The 19,139-nt window shown below is 33.9% G+C and carries 23 protein-coding genes; 13 read left to right on the forward strand and 10 right to left on the reverse strand.

From position 1 onward, the window contains the following. The 3 genes from VIX88_RS09970 (at position 1) to VIX88_RS09980 (ending at position 3,837) form a co-directional block, all read left to right on the forward strand. Entirely contained in the window at positions 1–1,230 is a 1,230-nt protein-coding gene (locus tag VIX88_RS09970) for a 3-deoxy-D-manno-octulosonic acid transferase (protein ID WP_064970768.1), read from the forward strand. Between the two features lie 101 nt (positions 1,231–1,331). Beyond that, positions 1,332–3,359, forward strand: coding sequence for a TonB-dependent receptor plug domain-containing protein (locus tag VIX88_RS09975; protein ID WP_222535161.1), 2,028 nt, complete (start codon positions 1,332–1,334; stop codon positions 3,357–3,359). Between the two features lie 40 nt (positions 3,360–3,399). Beyond that, positions 3,400–3,837 carry a thioredoxin fold domain-containing protein gene (locus VIX88_RS09980; RefSeq protein WP_014937564.1) on the forward strand — a complete coding sequence of 146 codons (438 nt, stop codon included), beginning with the start codon at positions 3,400–3,402 and terminating at the stop codon, positions 3,835–3,837. Here VIX88_RS09980 and VIX88_RS09985 read toward each other — a convergent pair. After that, positions 3,829–4,119, reverse strand: a complete 291-nt coding sequence (locus tag VIX88_RS09985; protein ID WP_052911677.1) for a GNAT family N-acetyltransferase — start codon at positions 4,117–4,119, stop codon at positions 3,829–3,831. The two genes, VIX88_RS09980 and VIX88_RS09985, sit on opposite strands and share 9 nt — an antisense overlap. Before the next feature lie 130 nt (positions 4,120–4,249). Here VIX88_RS09985 and VIX88_RS09990 point away from each other — a divergent pair, with 130 nt between their 5' ends. Next, positions 4,250–4,660 carry a BrxA/BrxB family bacilliredoxin gene (locus VIX88_RS09990; RefSeq protein WP_004916385.1) on the forward strand — a complete coding sequence of 137 codons (411 nt, stop codon included), beginning with the start codon at positions 4,250–4,252 and terminating at the stop codon, positions 4,658–4,660. Between the two features lie 85 nt (positions 4,661–4,745). Here the strand turns inward: VIX88_RS09990 and VIX88_RS09995 are convergent, their stop codons facing one another. After that, positions 4,746–5,624 carry an IS982-like element ISRa1 family transposase gene (locus VIX88_RS09995; protein WP_127919811.1) on the reverse strand — a complete coding sequence of 293 codons (879 nt, stop codon included), beginning with the start codon at positions 5,622–5,624 and terminating at the stop codon, positions 4,746–4,748. A gap of 632 nt (positions 5,625–6,256) precedes the next feature. On the opposite strand from VIX88_RS09995, the gene VIX88_RS10000 reads away from it, so the two are divergent. The 3 genes from VIX88_RS10000 to VIX88_RS10010 all read left to right on the forward strand — a co-directional run bounded on the left by VIX88_RS10000 (position 6,257) and on the right by VIX88_RS10010 (position 8,604). Beyond that, positions 6,257–6,742, forward strand: coding sequence for a hypothetical protein (locus VIX88_RS10000; RefSeq protein WP_064971224.1), 486 nt, complete (start codon positions 6,257–6,259; stop codon positions 6,740–6,742). Between the two features lie 55 nt (positions 6,743–6,797). Beyond that, positions 6,798–7,481, forward strand: a complete 684-nt coding sequence (locus VIX88_RS10005) for a GLPGLI family protein (protein WP_064971225.1) — start codon at positions 6,798–6,800, stop codon at positions 7,479–7,481. Positions 7,482–7,896: 415 nt separating this feature from the next. Then, positions 7,897–8,604, forward strand: a complete 708-nt coding sequence (locus VIX88_RS10010; protein ID WP_064971226.1) for a DUF6261 family protein — start codon at positions 7,897–7,899, stop codon at positions 8,602–8,604. A 78-nt stretch (positions 8,605–8,682) separates the two neighbouring features. Here the strand turns inward: VIX88_RS10010 and hemE are convergent, their stop codons facing one another. Genes hemE through hemA form a run of 4 tightly spaced genes read right to left on the reverse strand, consistent with a single transcriptional unit; the run spans position 8,683 to position 12,575 of the window. Next, positions 8,683–9,708, reverse strand: a complete 1,026-nt coding sequence (hemE, locus tag VIX88_RS10015) for a uroporphyrinogen decarboxylase (RefSeq protein ID WP_064971227.1) — start codon at positions 9,706–9,708, stop codon at positions 8,683–8,685. 23 nt (positions 9,709–9,731) lie between these two features. Continuing rightward, complete coding sequence (locus VIX88_RS10020) at positions 9,732–10,391, reverse strand: uroporphyrinogen-III synthase (RefSeq protein WP_064971228.1); 660 nt, start codon at positions 10,389–10,391, stop codon at positions 9,732–9,734. 11 nt (positions 10,392–10,402) lie between these two features. Beyond that, on the reverse strand, positions 10,403–11,323 hold the full coding sequence (hemC, locus tag VIX88_RS10025; RefSeq protein WP_064971229.1) for a hydroxymethylbilane synthase: 921 nt from the start codon (positions 11,321–11,323) through the stop codon (positions 10,403–10,405). Continuing rightward, on the reverse strand, positions 11,298–12,575 hold the full coding sequence (gene hemA, locus VIX88_RS10030) for a glutamyl-tRNA reductase (protein ID WP_079207416.1): 1,278 nt from the start codon (positions 12,573–12,575) through the stop codon (positions 11,298–11,300). Before hemA ends, hemC begins: the two co-directional genes overlap by 26 nt. Positions 12,576–12,879: 304 nt before the next feature. Between hemA and VIX88_RS10035 the strand changes: the two genes are divergently transcribed. The 4 genes from VIX88_RS10035 to VIX88_RS10050 all read left to right on the forward strand — a co-directional run bounded on the left by VIX88_RS10035 (position 12,880) and on the right by VIX88_RS10050 (position 15,518). Further along, positions 12,880–13,758: an IS982-like element ISRa1 family transposase gene (locus VIX88_RS10035; RefSeq protein WP_214193766.1), complete on the forward strand. Its 879-nt coding sequence runs from the start codon at positions 12,880–12,882 to the stop codon at positions 13,756–13,758. 61 nt (positions 13,759–13,819) lie between these two features. Beyond that, positions 13,820–14,392 carry a Crp/Fnr family transcriptional regulator gene (locus VIX88_RS10040; RefSeq protein ID WP_013447063.1) on the forward strand — a complete coding sequence of 191 codons (573 nt, stop codon included), beginning with the start codon at positions 13,820–13,822 and terminating at the stop codon, positions 14,390–14,392. Between the two features lie 168 nt (positions 14,393–14,560). Beyond that, complete coding sequence (locus VIX88_RS10045) at positions 14,561–15,061, forward strand: hypothetical protein (RefSeq protein WP_004916393.1); 501 nt, start codon at positions 14,561–14,563, stop codon at positions 15,059–15,061. A gap of 58 nt (positions 15,062–15,119) precedes the next feature. Further along, the gene (locus VIX88_RS10050) at positions 15,120–15,518 is read left to right on the forward strand and encodes a hypothetical protein (RefSeq protein ID WP_237190293.1); all 399 of its coding nucleotides are present in this window, start codon (positions 15,120–15,122) and stop codon (positions 15,516–15,518) included. On the opposite strand, the gene VIX88_RS10055 is transcribed toward VIX88_RS10050, so the two are convergent. Then, positions 15,498–16,376, reverse strand: a complete 879-nt coding sequence (locus tag VIX88_RS10055) for an IS982-like element ISRa1 family transposase (RefSeq protein ID WP_127919813.1) — start codon at positions 16,374–16,376, stop codon at positions 15,498–15,500. The two genes, VIX88_RS10050 and VIX88_RS10055, sit on opposite strands and share 21 nt — an antisense overlap. Before the next feature lie 74 nt (positions 16,377–16,450). On the opposite strand from VIX88_RS10055, the gene VIX88_RS10060 reads away from it, so the two are divergent. Together VIX88_RS10060 and VIX88_RS10065 are read left to right on the forward strand one after the other, a co-directional pair. Further along, positions 16,451–16,921 carry a GLPGLI family protein gene (locus VIX88_RS10060; protein WP_250206820.1) on the forward strand — a complete coding sequence of 157 codons (471 nt, stop codon included), beginning with the start codon at positions 16,451–16,453 and terminating at the stop codon, positions 16,919–16,921. Further along, positions 16,909–17,262, forward strand: a complete 354-nt coding sequence (locus VIX88_RS10065; RefSeq protein WP_038693573.1) for a hypothetical protein — start codon at positions 16,909–16,911, stop codon at positions 17,260–17,262. The genes VIX88_RS10060 and VIX88_RS10065 overlap by 13 nt, the downstream gene beginning before the upstream one ends. Positions 17,263–17,303: 41 nt before the next feature. On the opposite strand, the gene VIX88_RS10070 is transcribed toward VIX88_RS10065, so the two are convergent. From VIX88_RS10070 to VIX88_RS10080, 3 genes are all read right to left on the reverse strand, one after another. Beyond that, positions 17,304–18,368, reverse strand: coding sequence for a DUF4407 domain-containing protein (locus VIX88_RS10070; protein WP_038693571.1), 1,065 nt, complete (start codon positions 18,366–18,368; stop codon positions 17,304–17,306). A 144-nt stretch (positions 18,369–18,512) separates the two neighbouring features. Further along, entirely contained in the window at positions 18,513–18,713 is a 201-nt protein-coding gene (locus VIX88_RS10075) for a hypothetical protein (RefSeq protein ID WP_038693569.1), read from the reverse strand. Continuing rightward, positions 18,710–19,123, reverse strand: a complete 414-nt coding sequence (locus tag VIX88_RS10080) for a hypothetical protein (RefSeq protein ID WP_038693567.1) — start codon at positions 19,121–19,123, stop codon at positions 18,710–18,712. The genes VIX88_RS10075 and VIX88_RS10080 overlap by 4 nt, the downstream gene beginning before the upstream one ends. Positions 19,124–19,139: the final 16 nt, after the last annotated feature.

Genomic DNA, 19,139 nt, shown 5'->3' on the forward strand with positions numbered 1-19,139 from the left:
ATGAAATTTTTATACTTTATATTTATACGCTTACTAATTATTGGTTTTAGGTTGGGAGCTATTTTCAACTCAAAAATTAGAAAGGGTTGGGAAGAACGAAAAAAAAGCAATACTATTGTTAAAAATACCTTTTCACCAAACGATAAAGTGATTTGGATGCACGCCGCTAGTTTAGGCGAATATGAGCAAGGCTTACCTGTATTAGAAGGTTTAAAGAAAAAATATCCCGATTATAAAGTATTGGTTACCTTTTTTTCTCCTTCTGGTTACGAAAATGTAATTAAAAAGAAAACTATTGCAGATGCCATTTGTTATTTACCGTTTGATACGAGAAAGGAAATAGCCTCTTTTTTAAATCACTTTCAAGTGGAATTTTTCTTTACTGTAAAGTACGACTATTGGTACAATCTACTTAATGAACTTAAGCAAAGGCAGGTAAAAACTTTCGTAGTTTCGGCACTATTTTACCCGTCTCAAGTATTTTTTAAACCTTATGGAAAATGGATGGTGGCGGAATTAAAAAAGAATATAAATTGGTTTTTCCATCAGACTAAAGATTCGTTGGCTTTAGCTCAGAGGGTAGGCTTATCCCAATCATCTCTTTCAGGGGATACTCGTTATGATAGAGTGAAGGCAACTAAAGCTAATTTTGAAGAAATACCATTGGTTAAAAAGTTTAAAAACCAAAGCTTATTGCTCGTTTTCGGAAGCTCTTGGGAAGCTGAAGAAATCATCGCTGAGAAGGTTGCAGAAGTTAATAGTGATGTTAAGTTTATCATTGCTCCACACGATTTAAAACGAGTGTCTATACTTAAGAAAAAGTTTCCCCAAGCGTTGTTATATACGGAACTAGATGAGCAAGAGTTAGAGAACAATAAAGAAAATAATATCCTTATTATAAATACTATAGGGCTACTTTCTAGAATTTATGCTTATACGGATATAACGGTGGTGGGCGGCGGTTTTCATAGTGCGGGGCTGCACAATATTTTGGAATCGGCTGTTTTTGGAAATCCTGTTTTGTTCGGAGATAAATATCGTAAAAATCCAGAAGCCGATGCACTTATTGAGTATGGTGGTGGAAAGTCTTTTTCTACTCCAGAAGAGGTGGTTCAATTTATCCAATCTTTAATTTTAGATGAATCTTTGAGGAAGAGAATGGCTAATAGTGCAGAAGTTTTCATTTCTAATCAGCCTGAAGCTACGGAGCATATCCTATCTAAATTTTAATTTATCTTGTTTTTTCGTTAAAAAATAAAGCGGGGGTTTTGTTGTTTTAAATATAATTGTTAGATTTGTCTAACTTTTTAATAAGATAAATATAACTTTATATGAAACGAACATTATTTTTATTAGGCAGTTGCTTTAGTATAAGCGTTTTTTCTCAAGAGGCAGACTCTGCTAAATCTTCCAAGAATATAGAAGAAATCGTAATGACGGGGACGCTAAAGGTGGTGAGTAGAGATAAAAGCCCTGTACCAGTAGAAGTATTTTCCGCAAAATTTTTTGAAAAGAATCCCACTCCCAGTATTATGGAATCGGTGGAAATGATTAACGGTGTGCGTCCGCAACTTAATTGTTCCGTTTGTAATACGGGAGACATTCACATCAATGGGTTAGAAGGACCATACACTTTGATTTTAATTGATGGAATGCCGATTGTAAGCTCTCTTTCCACAGTTTACGGGCTTAATGGTATCCCAAATAGTATGATAGAACGGGTGGAAGTGGTTAAAGGTCCAGCTTCGTCCCTTTACGGTTCGGAAGCGATGGGAGGTATCATCAATATCATTACTAAAAACGTACTTACAGCACCGCGTTTAACGCTTAATCTTAACTCCACTTCTTGGGGCGAACACAATACGGATATTGGCGGTAAATTTAGATTAAGCGATAAGGTATCCTCGTTATTAAGCCTTAATTATTTCAATTTTCAAAATAAAATAGATAAGAATAAGGACAACTTTACCGATGCGGCACTGCAAAACCGAATTTCAGTATTCAATAAATGGGATTTCCAAAGAAATGAAGGAAGAGTGGCGAGTTTGGCTTTAAGGTATCTCAACGAAGACCGTTTTGGAGGCGTTTTGGAATGGGAGAAAAAATACCGAGGGAGCGATGAAGTTTATGGGGAGAGTATTTACACCAAAAGATTTGAAGCGATAGGAACTTATCAACTTCCGATAAAAGAAAAGGTGGTTACTCAATTTTCGTATAACCATCATCATCAAGATTCGTTTTATGGCGATGTGCCTTATTTGGCGAAGCAATCTACGGCGTTTGGACAAATCTATTGGGATAAGACTTTGGGTAAATCTGATTTTTTATTGGGGGCTACCGTCAAAAATGTATATTACGACGATAATACGCCTGGGACACTTTCTAAAGACGGAACAACCAATCAACCTCAAAACGATTGGCTGCCAGGAATTTTTGCTCAAAACCAATGGAATATCAATGATAAAAATACTTTATTGGTAGGCTACCGATTAGATTGGTCCAAAGTTCACGGAGCGATACATTCACCAAGAGTGGCGTATAAATGGAATTTGGCACCACAGACTAATTTGAGAGCGAGTTTTGGGACGGGGTTCCGAGTGGTAAATCTTTTTACGGAAGACCACGCTGCTCTTACGGGGTCTCGGGAAGTGGTTATTTCGGAAGCCTTGAATCCCGAACGCTCCTACAACGGAAACCTTAATCTTACGCACAAAATCTATACTTCTGGTGGCTATATCAATTTTGATATGATAGGGTTTTATTCTCATTTCACTAATAAAATCATTGGGGATTTTGATACCAATCCCAACCAAATTATTTATCAAAATTTGAGGGGCTATGCTGTGAGTAAAGGCGTTTCACTGAATACAGAATTAAAATTAGGGTCGCCGCTTACCGTTAATTTGGGAGCGTCTTATATGGAGGTGTATCAGAAATATGAAGAAGATGGGCAAACGGAAATCCTACAGCAGTTATTTGCTCCCAGATGGTCGGGAACTTATGCGGTGAGTTATAATTTTCCAAAGGAATGGAGCGCCGATTTTACGGGGGCTTTTTATGGACCGATGCGTTTGCCTGTGTTGCCTAATGATTTCAGGCCAGCCCATTCGCCTTGGTACACTTTAGCGAATATTCAGATTAGAAAACATTTTTCTAAACTCGGAATAGAGGTGTATGGAGGCGTGAAAAACTTGTTTAATTTTACTCCGAAAAATCCTATTATACGACCTTTTGACCCATTTGATACAAAAGTTTCGGAGCCAAGCAACCCGTATGGTTACACCTTTGATACCGAATATGGCTATGCTCCAATGTTGGGCATCAGAGGGTTTGTAGGATTGAGGTATAACATTAAATAAAACACAACATCAAATGCTGAAAAACATCTTACGGATTCAAATGACACTTTTTATAATGGTGTTTTTCCCCAAGGCACAACAGCTTCCTTTTGTGTCTTGGGAGGCATTTGATACTTTGAGGCTTTCTCAATCTAGAAATACTTTGGTGTTTGTTCATACCGATTGGTGCTCGGTCTGTAAGAAACAGATTAAAGATTTAGAACAAGCCCCTTCTTTACTTCGTTTACTCTCGGAGCGTGTTTACCTCTTGGATTTGAATGCAGAAAAAGAGAAACGAAGTCTTTCGTTTTTTGGTAAAATCTACCGTTATTATACCAGTGGAAGCACATCAGGGCTACACGAACTTGCGCATTATTTTTCGCCTCGCAGCCAAGTTTATCCTTTGTGGGTATTGTTGGATAAAGATGGAAGTATCTTAACAACCTATGAGGGCTATTGGTCTAAGGAGCAGCTTTCGGAACTTGTGGCATCATATTGAGGGGAAGACATCGTCTAGGTGTTCCATTCTCATCATCACAGCACGAGCGTAGGAGCAATGCGGATAGATAGTCCATTGGTGTTCTCTAGCGAAGCTAATGGCTTCTTTTATTAGAGCTTTTCCTAAGCCTCGCCCTTCAAACTTCGGGAAAATGTTTACAAATGAAATGATGAGTTGTTGCTTTTCTGGTAGAATGGTATAGGTCAGCCTGCCTATTTCTTCGGTATCGTTAGACATACTTATAAATCCGCCATTTCCTGTTTGGTTGTTCTTAAAATTCATTGTGTTTGTTTTGGTTTCAGTAGCAGCAAAATTCATGCAAACTGTTTTTTATCCACCACATTCCTGCGGAGGCTTTCCGTTTGGTAAATAATATTTGTTTAAATTTGTAGCCAAATAAAAAGAAATATTTATGTATCCACAAGAATTAGTAATGCCAATGAAGGCAGAATTGACAGATAACGGGTTTAAAGATTTAACCACTCCCGAACTGGTAAACGAGGCTCTGAAGGCTTCTGGGACTACATTGCTTATGGTGAACTCGGTGTGCGGTTGTGCGGCGGGGGCTGCTAGACCAGGGGTGTTGTACTCTCTAAACGGAGATAAAAAACCAGATAATTTGGTAACTGTTTTTGCGGGGTTTGACCTTGAGGCAGTCGTGGAGGCAAGAAGACACTTGGCGCCATTCCCACCATCATCGCCTTGTGTGGCTTTGTTCAAAGACGGCGAATTGGTGCATATGATAGAAAGACACCACATAGAGGGCAATCCGGCAGAAGCTATTGCAGCTAATCTGCAAGCGGCTTATGAAGAATATTGTTAAAGGAAATAAAAAAAACATTTGACTAAAAAGAGTTATACTAATATAGAGTATAGCTCTTTTTATTTTTAGTAACTCGTTGTGCATTTTAAATAATACTGATTTTTAGATGATTTAATTTTCTTTGGAAGATAAATTTATTGATATATTGAATAACCGTTGCGGCGGTTATTTTACTGATTATCCTTGTTTTAAAGCCTTCAAAAGTTTTAGCATAGTTTCTTTTAATCATAAATTGGTCGCAAAGTTGAGAGAAAAATGTCTCAATTCGTTTTCGCTTTTTCTTGTACAATGAAAATTGAGGAATATAATCTTTCTGATTACTTCTCATTGGTGTATCTAATTTAATATTAGCATAGTTAAATAAATCTATTTGAACTTTTGCTGATAAATAGCCTCTATCTCCAATTAAAGTACAGTTTCGCATTTGCTCACCACTATCTTTTAAATAGTGGATGTCGTGAACGGATGCAGGGCTTATATCAAAATTCTTAATCACACCATTTAAAGAACATACTGCGTGTAGTTTATAGCCATAGAAATATAATTTCTGTGAAGCACAATAACCATATGTTGGTGAAGAATAGGATTGCTCTTTACAAATTTTTGAACGAGTAGAACGAGCGTTTTCACAAACTTTCATTGGCATGCTATCAACGATAAAAATATCTTCAAACTCATTGAACTCCATCGAAATACGCTGTCTAATTTGCTCTGTTTGTAGGGATAGTCTTCGTTTTCGCTTATTGTAAACACTTCTTTCAATTTTGTTTATCAGAGAGTTTGGCAATTTTCTAAATAACTGTAATTCGCTATCAATACTCAAGTATTCAGCAGTAATATTAAGACTTATGACTTCTAAATCACTCATTTTAGGTGTTCTTCTCTGATAACTAATCAGTTGATTTTCTGAAAAAAGTCCTAAAACTTCCAAAATTCTTTCATATATTTGCTCTATGTTGTTCATTTATATCGTTTTATAGCAAAAACAATATACTGATTTTCAGTCTAATAAACAACTCTTGTTTTTTTCATTTCATAATGCACAACGGGTTTTTAGTAGGATTTTTTATCACGCAGAAAAAAGCGACGGGGTAGAGTTTTTTTAGTGTTTAGAGTTTGAACTAATTTAAGTCCCATTTTTACATAATAATATAGTTGCTTTTTTTTGTTTTGTTGTAAGTTTTTAGTTCTGTTTTTGTTGTTTTTTTGTTTGTATTTTATTGTTAATATTTGGTTTTTAAAGTATTTTATTTTGTTTTAAATTTATTTTTCAGTATATATTTGTTTTTTTTATGTTTATTTTGAGATAAATTCAGTATAATTTACTTATTTTTAGTATAAGTGTTTTTATTTTGGTTTTTTATAGTATGTTTGTAGAGTAAAGTGATGTTTAAATTATTTAATTATAAAAAGATATTAGATGTTAAATTAGGGGTAACTTCCCAAAGTCGTTATCTAATTGCGACACCAAATAAAGATTAGATGAGTGCATTATGAGTGCTTCCGAAAATCATAAGAGTAGGAATGAAAAAAAATGATACTTGAATCAAAGAGTATTTTTAGCTTGATTCTATTAACAATAAAAACAAAAATATTATGAAAAATTTATTAAAATTAATTACAGTTTTCGCAATTTCAATTTCAGCTTTAACTTTTGCAAAAGAAAGTAATAATGAACCTAAAAACGGAATAGAGGTTACTCTTAAAGAAAGAAATGGTAAAAAGTCTATTGTAACCGAAGAAGAGTATAATGCGGCTTCGGAGTTTACTAAAAGAATGATAAATCAGATTGATGGAGCAGTTGCAGCTTTGGAAGTGCTTAAAGATAATCCAGATAATGCTGACTTGGAGGCAATTGTTACTATAAGTAAAAATAAGAATGATAAATTTAGAAACGCTATTTTAATTTCTAAGCCTGAAAGTAGCAAACCATTAGAGGTACAACATGGCTTTTGCACAGTATGCGGCGTTAGAAGTGCATACAAATGTTTGTCAAAAATAAATGCTGATAACTCTCTAGGAGATGAATTTGACGTTCATGTGAAAAGACAAGGCGACGGGTGTGTAAAAGTTTATTGGTAAAATACATAGAAGAGAGGGAACTCCCTCTCTCTTTATATTCTTAAATTAAAAATATATGAAAAATATAATTATACTTATTTACCTTTTTGTGTGTTCTAGTTGGTATTCGCAGATTGCAAGTGTTGAATATTTGGTAGAAAAACAGGATTTGAAACAAAAGTTTGTTCTTGATATAAGGGATAAGAAATCGTATTTTTATTCTAATGAGTATTGTGAAAATAACCACGATGAGATTTTTAATTTTGTAATTATAGAGGCAAATCAGGGGAATAATGTATTTTTATTTCACGACCAGCTAGAGGATTTAAGGGTGTATTTCTCGCAACCAATAGATTTGGTTTGGCAACTTGATAAAGAAACAAAGACGGTAGAAAATGTAATACTTTATAAAGCAACTACGATTTACAAGAATAAAAAATGGACGGCTTGGTATAATAACGAAACCCCTATCAATAGCGGTCCTTTTGTTTTTGGAAAGTTGCCAGGGCTGATATATGAAGTGGCGACTGATGGGCTTAAAATTTCGCTAACGGGTTTGAGTAAGAGTAATAAAAATTGCTTTCAAATTCTAAAAAAAGAAGAGCGTATTGATAAGGAAAGCTATGATAAATACAATAGTGATTTCTTGAAAAAATTGAAAGAGGGATATCGTAAAAATACTAATGTTTTTGATGGTATTACTATAGAAGCTCTGTTAGAAGAGTCGCAGAAAAAAGATTTATTTAGAGAATACCTATAATGCTCCCTTCTTTGCATAAAGGAAGGGGTAGAAATATAGATGAGTGTGTTTATATGGGTTAGCTTTAGGGCTATTGTTCTTTAATGTCATTTGCTAAAACCCTAAGAATCATTAGCTAGGCTATTGCAAGTTTGCAAAAAATAACTATCTTTGGAGGGCGAGGCAGGAGGAAATACAAATAGTCTTGTTGAAATCTTAATTCAGAATAGGTAGATACTTAATACCAGTGGAGGTTTTGTAGCTGCAGTGTTGTTTTGCCTTTATCACAAGTGAGGTTTTAAAGAAACAAGTCAGATTCTATTCAAAATCAGTGGAGGGTTGGTTCAAACAGCAATGTTTGTTTTAAAAACATAGCGTTTTTGTATTGTTTAGGGGTTAAATGTTATTTTTTGTCTAATAAAAAAGTGAAATAGTTATGAAAATTACATTGAGAAAACTTAATACTAAAGATTTAGCCACTCTGGCTCAAAGAGTCATAAACTCTTCTACCAATGGCAAATATAAGATTGCGGAGAGCCTCCCTTTGCTCACAGAACTAGAGGAGATGTACCAAATCTACGATGGAGCTTATACCAAACTCACCTTTAGTGGCAAAGGTAAAGCGGTGGCTCAAGCCGATAAGGAGCGAGATGAGATTTATAAAAACCTAAAAGCCTTTTTGGTAGGGTACAGAAGACTTGCCTTAGCTCCTCATAGTGCAGATGCAGACGCACTCTACAAAGTGCTAGAAGGTTTTGGGATAGATATAGACCGCCTAAGCTATTCGGCAGAAACGGCACAAATGAAGAAGCTCATAGAAGCTCTCGACGAAAAAGAAAACAAAGACCGTTTGGGGAGGTTGGGGATTTCGGCAGTGCTAGACGATATGAAAGCCAAACAAACCGCTTTTGAAACACTGTTTGCCGAACAGGCAGAAGCCAATGCCGAACTTAGACAAGTGGCAAGTGCATCTTCTCTTAGAAGAGATTTAGAACAAAGGCTAAAGACTTATCTAGATTTTGTTACTATAATGAAAAAAAGAGCAGAATGGTCTGCTCTCTATGCCGATTTAAACGAGCTGGTAAAAGCCGCTAAAAATAGTACCCTTGCGACTTCGGTAAAACCAGAAACGCCTAAAAATTAGTTGGTAACCTACTAATTGTTTTTTCATTTACTTTTTTTGCCCCCTAGACGCTGTTATAGTTCTAGGGGGATTTTCAGTTTATTCTTTCCAATCTACCACCGCACGAACAAAGGCTTCGGCGTTTTCTACTGGGATATTAGGTAAGATACCGTGCCCTAGATTTACAATGTAGCGGTCTTTGCCAAATCGGCGTATCATATTATCTACCATTTTTCTGATGGTTTCTGGAGTCGAATGCAAACGAGCAGGGTCAAAGTTACCTTGCAGTGTCATCGTGTGATTGGTGTAAGTTCTTGCCAATTCGGGAGTGATGGTCCAGTCTACTCCCAAAGCAGAGGCTTTAGAGAACGTCATTTCCTCCAATGCAAACCAGCATCCTTTACCAAATACTACCACGTGGGTTAAAGGGCTAAGTGCCTCTACAATCTGCTGAATATACTGCCACGAAAATTCCTGATAATCTTCTGGAGAAAGCATACCTCCCCAAGAATCAAATATTTGAACGGCAGATACGCCCTTCTCTACCTTTCTTTTAAGATAAGCAATAGTGGTATCCGTAATTTTTTGTAACAGCAAATGTGCCGCCTCGGGTTGTTGGAAACAGAAAGACTTAGCCACATCAAAGGCTTTGCTGCCTTTGCCCTCTACACAGTAGCAAAGTATCGTCCAAGGGCTTCCTGCAAAGCCTATAAGCGGAATTTCATTATCTAGTTTTTGTAGTGTAAGCTCTATGGAATCAAAAACATAGCCCAGAAGCTCATTAACATCAGGTATCTCTATAGCTTCTACTTGTTCCTTAGTTCTTATAGGCGTTTCTAGCCAAGGTCCTACACTTTCTTTCATTTGGAAATCTAAGCCCATCGCTTGAGGTACTACTAAAATATCCGAGAACAAAATAGCAGCATCTAGCGGAAATCTCTTAATAGGCATTAAAGTAATGTCCGATGCTAATTCTGGCGTTTGGCATCTAGTGAAGAAATCATACTTATCTCTCAAGGCACGAAATTCAGGCAAAAATCTCCCTGCCTGTCGCATCATCCACACAGGAGGTCTTTCTACTGATTCTCCACGCAAGGCTTTTAGATATAAATCATTCTTTATCATATTTTATTATTTTTTTAAGTTGGTTAGACTACCGATTTTACTAGACTAAGCAAATCGTTGAGGTTTTGCTTGGTGCTAATTATAGGTTTCTGTGAGGTGTATTTTGCCACTTCCAAAGCGGTGGTATTTCCTATACAAAAGATCACTTCATCGGTTGTAGAATTATTTTTTACAAAGCTACGAACTCCACTTGGACTAAAAAAAACTAAAGCATCATATTTTTTGTTAAGAGTAGGGTATAGAAGTTCGGTTTCGTAAACTATTTTTTTTATATAATTCGCATTGTGATTAGTGATGCTTTTTTCTAAAGTATCCAGTGCAAGGTTGCCACAAAAGTGAACAAAATCAGAATTATCCCATTGCTGTTGAAGTATAAACGAGGCTAATTCTTCGGCATTCTTAGCCGTATGTAGAGTTTTGATGCCTTTTTCTGCAAGTTTACTTTCAGTTTTGCCACCTACACAAATCACAGATGAATGAGGTGCATCAAAACCGTTTTTAAAAAAGCCTTCCACCCCATTTGCACTAGTGAATATAAGTGTTTTATGATGCAGACTAATCTTTTCGGTATTGATGAATTTAATTCTAATAAAATCTTTGGTATCAACCTCTAGTCCTTCGTTTAGAAGGAGTTGGCGTTTTTCAGGATTGATTTCCTTAGTTAAGAGAATAGAATTAGCCATTAAAAAAGAGTTTAAAGTTCTTTTTTAATTTCGTCCATTATAGCTTTACCTCCATTAGCTAGGAGTTTATCGGCGAGTTCATTACCGAAGTTTCTTTCTTGTTTCCACGCAAAAGTTTCATTAAGTTCAAGGCACTCTTTTCCGTTCAATGAGCATAATCTCCCTTGGAACTTAATTTCTTCCTCATTAAATTCTGCAAAAGCTCCGATTGGTGCTGTACAACCGCCTTCTAATCTATTCAAAAATTGGCGTTCTATTTCCACGCATACTTGGGTCTGATGGAGGTTGATGGTTTTCACAATTTCGTTGATTTCGGTATTATCGGTATGTCCTGCTACGGTAACCACCCCTTGCGAAGGAGCCGAAATCATAAATGGTAAATGTTCGTACGGAATATCTAGTGCCATTCTCTTAAGACCAGCTAAAGAAAATAGTGTTGCATCTGCGATGCCGTCTTCTAGTTTTTGCAGTCGAGTTTGTACATTACCTCTAATATCCGAAAATTCGGTATTTGGGTATTGTTTTAACCAAAAGGCTCTTCTACGAAGGCTACTAGTCGCTATTTTGAGTTCTTCCAGCGGTTTATCTTTAGCGTTGCTACTCCTTACTAATACATCTTGTGGATAGTCTCTTTCTAAGTAGGCTATCAGTTCTATATTTTGAGGTAGTTGTGTAGGGACATCTTTAAGAGAATGTACTGCTATATCTATTTGTTTATTGAGTAGGGCAATATCTAAATCTTTAGTGAAAACACCTGTAATGCCTAAAGAATAAAGCGGTTGAGTTAAATTTTTATCACCAGACGAAACTATAGGTACAATTTCAGTAGCATAGTTTTTTTGCTCCAAAGCTGTTGCCACTTCCTTAGCTTGCCATAAAGCTAAAGGTGAATTTCGGGTGCCTATTTTAATGGTGTTTTTCATTAAACTCATCTATTGGTTGTTGTACAAAAATGTCGTTCATTAGCTTAGAGATTTCCTCTGCTTTCATTGGATTATCTATGATGAACTTTGCAAATCTGTTAGTGATTTTTTGGATAATTTTATTGCTTAGTTCCATATCCTCTATACCTATGTATTTGTGTTTGCGGTAGAAATGGTGCATTTCGTTTTCTTCTATTTTCTTTAAAGAAGATTTGAAATGAAGAATATTAGGAGTGTATTTTCTTTTCTTCTCCCACTCTAAAAACTCTTTTCCCATTTCCTTGATAATCCTTTCCGCTTTAGGGATTTCCTTTTTTCTAATTTCTAAGGTTTCCTGTATTTTTTCAGAAAGTTTATCCACATCTATCAGCTCCACCAAAGGAAGTTCCTCTACGGATTTATCTACATTATGAGGAATAGCAAGGTCTATGACTAGCATTTCTTTACCTTCTGGTAAATCTTCTCTGTTAATAATGGGTTTAGATGCTCCTGTAGCTACAATTAGAATGTCTGTGTTAGAAATTTCTTCTTTAACATTAGAAAAATCGGTGTACGGGATTCCAAATTTATCAGCTACTATTTTAGCATTTTCTAGAGTTCGGTTAGCTATTTTAACCTTTGGGCGGTAGAGGTGTTTCATGAGATTTTCTACCGTATTTTGTCCAATTTCGCCTATCCCTAAGAGCAAAATGTTTTTATCTTGAAGTTGCGTTTTATGGTTGAGAATATAATGTACCGCAGCGTAAGAAACCGAAGCCGCACCATTGCTAATTCCTGTCTGATTTTTAATCTTTTTTGAAATCTGAATGGCATAGTTAATGGCTCTCTCCATATAGGAGTTGGTAGTTCTTTTGTAAGTTTTAAATCTAGAATAAGCCTTTTTGATCTGAGAAATAATTTCAAAATCGCCTAATATTTGGCTTTCTAAGCCTGCTGCCACACGAAAAAGATGATTGAGGGCATCTTCTCCTTTTTTGACATCACAGTATTTTATAAACTCTACTAAATCTACTCCTACAATGTCACAAAAAAGCTGTGCTACAAACATATAGTTATGGCTAGTGGTGTAGATTTCTGTTCTATTACATGTAGAAACCACAAAAGCATCACCCATATTTTTCTCATGAATTTTATTGACAAAATCCTGTATATGTTCATCAAAAAAAGCAAATCTACCACGAGTTTCCGTATCAGCCTTTTCGAAGCTAATACTAAGCACTGTGAAGTGTGCAGTCTTATATGAGCTATTTGGGAAATGCATAAGTTTATGAGACTGCAAATTTACAGTTTTTTTCTGGTTTGGTAAAAACTTTAAAGTAGAGTAAGGAAACTAAATTTCTCTAATCAAGTTATTTGGAATGAATCTTAATTGGGGTTGTCAATTAGAATTGTTGTGGATTTTCAATTAGCTTGCTTATTGGAGTAGAATATTTTTTCAAAAAACATTATATTTGTCATACCATATTAGCCTATAGAAAACCCGTTGTGCATTATGAAATGAAAAAAACAAGAGTTGTTTATTAGACTGAAAATAAGTATATTGTTTTTGCTATAAAACGATATAAATGAACAACATAGAGCAAATATATGAAAGAATTTTGGAAGTTTTAGGACTTTTTTCAGAAAATCAACTGATTAGTTATCAGAGAAGAACACCTAAAATGAGCGATTTAGAAGTCATAAGTCTTAATATTACTGCTGAATACTTGAGTATTGATAGCGAATTACAGTTATTTAGAAAATTGCCAAACTCTCTGATAAACAAAATTGAAAGAAGTGTTTACAATAAGCGAAAACGAAGACTATCCCTACAAACAGAGCAAATTAGACAGCGTATTTCGATGGAGTTCAATGAGTTTGAAGATATTTTTATCGTTGATAGCATGCCAATGAAAGTTTGTGAAAATGCTCGTTCTACTCGTTCAAAAATTTGTAAAGAGCAATCCTATTCTTCACCAACATATGGTTATTGTGCTTCACAGAAATTATATTTCTATGGCTATAAACTACACGCAGTATGTTCTTTAAATGGTGTGATTAAGAATTTTGATATAAGCCCTGCATCCGTTCACGACATCCACTATTTAAAAGATATTGGTGAGCAAATGCGAAACTGTACTTTAATTGGAGATAGAGGCTATTTATCAGCAAAAGTTCAAATAGATTTATTTAACTATGCTAATATTAAATTAGATACACCAATGAGAAGTAATCAGAAAGATTATATTCCTCAATTTTCATTGTACAAGAAAAAGCGAAAACGAATTGAGATATTTTTCTCTCAACTTTGCGACCAATTTATGATTAAAAGAAACTATGCTAAAACTTTTGAAGGCTTTAAAACAAGGATAATCAGTAAAATAACCGCCGCAACGGTTATTCAATATATCAATAAATTTATCTTCCAAAGAAAATTAAATCATCTAAAAATCAGTATTATTTAAAATGCACAACGAGTCCTATAGAAAGTATATAATTGTAGTTATTTGTTGTAAAGGATAATTAGTGGATAAACTTGTCAAATATTTAGAAGATAATTATAATATTTCTAATGAAGAAATAGCTTTGTTAGAGCAGTGTGTTGAAGCTTATACTTACACTAAAGGTTCTTGCATCTCGTCTGTTGGAGCTATAGTTGATAAGATATATTTTATTGACGAGGGTATAATGAGAGCATATTATACTGGTGAAACAGATCTGGAAATAACAAGAAGATTTTATTTTGAAAATGATTTCTGTACCAATTGGGTTAGTTTCCGTAATTGCATTCCAAGTGTGGAATATATTGAGGCCGTAAATGATGTTTCTGGAGTTTCTATTTCATTCTCTGATTTTATGAAACTTTTGGAGACTTCTACTAATTTTAAGAATATTTACGCACATATTTTAGAAAAATTTCAAGATTATCATTTGAAAAAATTCCATTTTATAAATAATCTTACTCTGCAGGAACAAGTAAGTGATATGGAACTTTATTTTCCGAAACTGCGACAAAAAATTTCTAATAAGCTATTAGCTTCTTTTTTACATATAACCCCGCAGCATCTATGTAGAGTGAAAAAAAAGTTAATCAAGTAATTGATTTATTAACATTTGTTCATTGATTAATTGAGTTTATTTTTTCAAATTTGTGTCATTAATGATTTTAGTAGCTACGGAATTATTGTTAGGGGTGATAATCCGAAAACGTCCCACTTTTTAAAAGTGAAGCATATTGCAAAGTAGTAGGATAATACATTTTTTATTATGAGAACAAAATTTTTTATATCTACATTCATTCTAATATTTTTATTCTCTTTCGCTAATGATAGAGGATTGGTGCAGTTTCCAAAATATTCTAAAGATATGGATAAAGGATTTGATTGTAGTGCTAAGTGTTGGTTTAATTCTTGTGCAGGGGCAGGAACCTGTTCTTGTGCTTGTGGATTTTTTAGTTGTGATTGTGCCCCTTCAAACCCTAAAGAACAACAACCTAGAAATGTTAATATTAAAGATATTTCAATTAATGAAGGACAATACAAACGTATAAGCTTTTTTGCCTCTTTGTTAAAGAGTATGAATAATGAACTAGCAGATAATGTTTATAATAACTTAGCACTAATGTTGTCTTATTATAAAAATGAAGATAACGACAAATTTAATGAATACAGAAATAAATTCGTTAATGCTTTAAATAACTTAGATGGAAATCAGAAAAAAGAAATTAACCTGTATTTCATAAAAGTAGGAGCAAAGGAAAGAATTTAGTTAGTAAATGAAAAGACTGTATCATTTCATTGATATAGTCTTTTAAATTTTATCAAAAATGAGAATTAAATCATTGCTTTTTTTTCTTGTTTTTTGGAATTTTAGTATTTTTCCTCAAAACTTAGATGTCACTTATAAGATGGTTTATAGACCAAATAAAAATAATTTATCTTATATAGAAGAAGATATTTTTGTTTTAAAAATTCGTGATCATCAATCCTTGTATTTTAGTATTAAATACGATTATTTAATTAATCATCGGGGGGAGGCTATGAGGCAAGGAATTAATCCTAATAAAGTGAGTAATAATTATTTTATTATAAAAGAAGATTCTAAAATTTTTCATTTAAGACCTATTGATAATGATTTTATGAAGTATGAGGAAAAAGAATTTCCAAAATGGGATATAAAAGATAATATAAACTCGTTGTGCATTTTAAATAATACTGATTTTTAGATGATTTAATTTTCTTTGGAAGATAAATTTATTGATATATTGAATAACCGTTGCGGCGGTTATTTTACTGATTATCCTTGTTTTAAAGCCTTCAAAAGTTTTAGCATAGTTTCTTTTAATCATAAATTGGTCGCAAAGTTGAGAGAAAAATGTCTCAATTCGTTTTCGCTTTTTCTTGTACAATGAAAATTGAGGAATATAATCTTTCTGATTACTTCTCATTGGTGTATCTAATTTAATATTAGCATAGTTAAATAAATCTATTTGAACTTTTGCTGATAAATAGCCTCTATCTCCAATTAAAGTACAGTTTCGCATTTGCTCACCACTATCTTTTAAATAGTGGATGTCGTGAACGGATGCAGGGCTTATATCAAAATTCTTAATCACACCATTTAAAGAACATACTGCGTGTAGTTTATAGCCATAGAAATATAATTTCTGTGAAGCACAATAACCATATGTTGGTGAAGAATAGGATTGCTCTTTACAAATTTTTGAACGAGTAGAACGAGCGTTTTCACAAACTTTCATTGGCATGCTATCAACGATAAAAATATCTTCAAACTCATTGAACTCCATCGAAATACGCTGTCTAATTTGCTCTGTTTGTAGGGATAGTCTTCGTTTTCGCTTATTGTAAACACTTCTTTCAATTTTGTTTATCAGAGAGTTTGGCAATTTTCTAAATAACTGTAATTCGCTATCAATACTCAAGTATTCAGCAGTAATATTAAGACTTATGACTTCTAAATCGCTCATTTTAGGTGTTCTTCTCTGATAACTAATCAGTTGATTTTCTGAAAAAAGTCCTAAAACTTCCAAAATTCTTTCATATATTTGCTCTAAGTTGTTCATTTATATCGTTTTATAGCAAAAACAATATACTGATTTTCAGTCTAATAAACAACTCTTGTTTTTTTCATTTCATAATGCACAACGGGTATAATATAAGGCAAATAGATTCCTTAAAGGCTTTTAAAGCGGAGGGAAGTTATAGAGGAAGGGAGTATATTGCTTGGTTTACAACGGATATTCCTATTGCAGAAGGTCCGTTTAAATTTAAAAATCTTCCAGGTCTAATTTTAGAATTAAGGAGCAAAGATGGTGATTATAGCATAACTCTTAATGGGATAGAAAGGAATGAGGAAGAAATAGATTTTCCTGAAGCTATCTTGATTAAAAATAGAGAGAAATATAAGGAGTTGCTCGAAAAATTTGCCAAAAATCCAAGTTACAAAATGCAACAAAGAGATAGCTCAAACTCATTTAAGTATAAAACTTATATTGGTGGAAAAGAGGTAAATAATGCGGAAAAGTATAAAGCGTACAATAAATTTGTTTGGGACTTTATGAATAATCACAACAACTCAATAGAAAAAGATGAATTATGGATAAGATAAAATTTTTAGGATTAACAGTGTCTTTAGTAATATCGGGAGCTATGAAAGCACAAATGAAATTTTCTGATAAGAAAGTGGAGGTGTATATTAATTTGAATTGGACAAAGGATTCATTAGATTTTGCAAAAGAGAAATTAAAAAGTAAAAATATTACTTTTAATTTTTCAAATGTTAAATATAATTCTAATGGAACCATCAAAGGTTTGGAAATAGATGTTGATAGTAATGATGGTTTTAGCGGAAAGGCTTCAATAGAAGAGATAACTAGAAATACTAAATTCGGTTTTTTAAGAAATTATAGTCGTTTTTCACAGAATAAACTCAGAGTAGGAGCTTTTTAGTATATGGGGGTGTTGGGAAACACTCTCCCCATTTTTGGCTATTATAACCCTCTTTTAAACTCATCTAACCTTTTTTCTGAAGCTATTTTGTTTTTCTCTATTTTTTCTTGGGCATAGACTTTAAATTCGGTTTCGTTTTTCTCTAGTAAGAAGTCATAAGGTCCAACTCCCGAGATAAGTTTCACTAAAACAGGGGAAATTTCTAGACAAATAAATAATCCCATAATAAACATTGCCGCAACAGCAATGATGGGAGAGTTTTCTCCTAGTTCATCTAATGCTTGAAGTCTCGCGGCAAAACCATTAAATCTGTTTTCTGAATCTTCGGTTTTAAGGCGTTCATTCTCTACATTAGAATAGACTTTTGATATTTCTTTATCCAAATATTCTAGGCGAGGAGCGACTTGTTTTTGATAATTTTCTAAGTCTAATCGGCGTTGTTCTTTAAGTTCCGATTTTCTTTTAGCATTGGGTCCAAAGCCTTCTTTTCCACTGGTAAGGGCGGAAGATTTCCCAAGTACCTCTTTTTCTAGCTCCACAGATGCTGAATCGTAGGCTTTCTGATAGGTTAATATTTTTTCTTGAATTTGTTTTTTCTCGGTTTCAAAAGGCGAACTTTGGGTTAAAATTCTGCTTTGCATTTCTTGTTGAAGCTCTTTCTTATTCCTTTGAATAATGGTGTTGAGCTGTTTATTAATTTCTTTTTCAAATATCTTTAATTCCAAAGGTTTAGAGATGATGATGCCTAAAAAAGTTGCTAATATCAATCTTGGAACCGCCATTAGTATTTGTTGCCACCAAGAACTTGTCTTTTTTATAGAAGATACAATGTATCGGTCAAGGTTGAATATCATCAATCCCCAAATTAAAGCAAATATGAGGGAAATGTAGAAGTTGTCAAAAATAGTATAGATAGCATACCCCGCCGATAATGTGGCAAAAACTGCTGTAAAAAAGACGATGCCTCCTATTCCAGAAAATTTATTCCATTCGCTAGGTGTTTTTTTCAAGATATGAATGTTAGCGCCACTACAAACGAGAAGAAAATATTGCAACCCATTTATTTTATGATTTGTAGATAGTGGCTTCTGAAGTTTTGTTTTCATTTTTTGTTACTAAACTTTTGTAATAAGCATTCAAAATCTGTGCTATGTTACAATTATGTTTGAAATAAAGTGATAGTAAAAAAAGAAAACCTCAGAAGCATATACTGTTGAGGTTTTCTGTGAAAAATATTTGATTTTTAATGTTTATGGTACTGTAACCCCTTTTTTATCATATAATTTTAAAAACATTTTGGAAATACGCATAAGAACTGCCTGTATGTCTCTACTTTGTAAATAAACGCTGGTTTGGAGAATACCTTGCTTAGTGCTAGGCTTGGTTTTGCTAATGATGCCTATCTGCCCCTCCAGTTTTTCGTTGATATGGGCTCTTACGGCATTTCTCATTTTTTTATTTCGTCTAAACTTTCGTTTTCGGGTTGTTCTAGCGAGACTAAGATATGATTGAAAAACTGATTCATTTTTGTTTCTAGAATGTCAAGTTCTTTTATAAACTTAATATCAGTAAGTTGGTGTAGGTTTTTAACATAAAAAAGACATTCGTTGCTTAGTGATTTGGCAGATTGCGTAAGGTCTTGAACAAAATCACTACTAAGGAGTAAGACTTCGGAAGTATCACGGTCTCCAGAGGAAAGCCCTTTGATGTATTTTATACTCTTGGATCTTAATTTGTTGCCGTGCTCTTCTAAATCTAGGACTGTTTTATGTGCTTTTTCCAGTTTTGCCATATCGGCTTGTCTAAGTCCATTAATGGTGTCATCATAGCTTTGAGCGATTTCGGAAATTACGGCACTCACTAGAGAACGGTACTTT

Origin of the sequence: Riemerella anatipestifer, assembly GCF_035666175.1 — a bacterium.
Classification (GTDB): domain Bacteria; phylum Bacteroidota; class Bacteroidia; order Flavobacteriales; family Weeksellaceae; genus Riemerella; species Riemerella anatipestifer_D.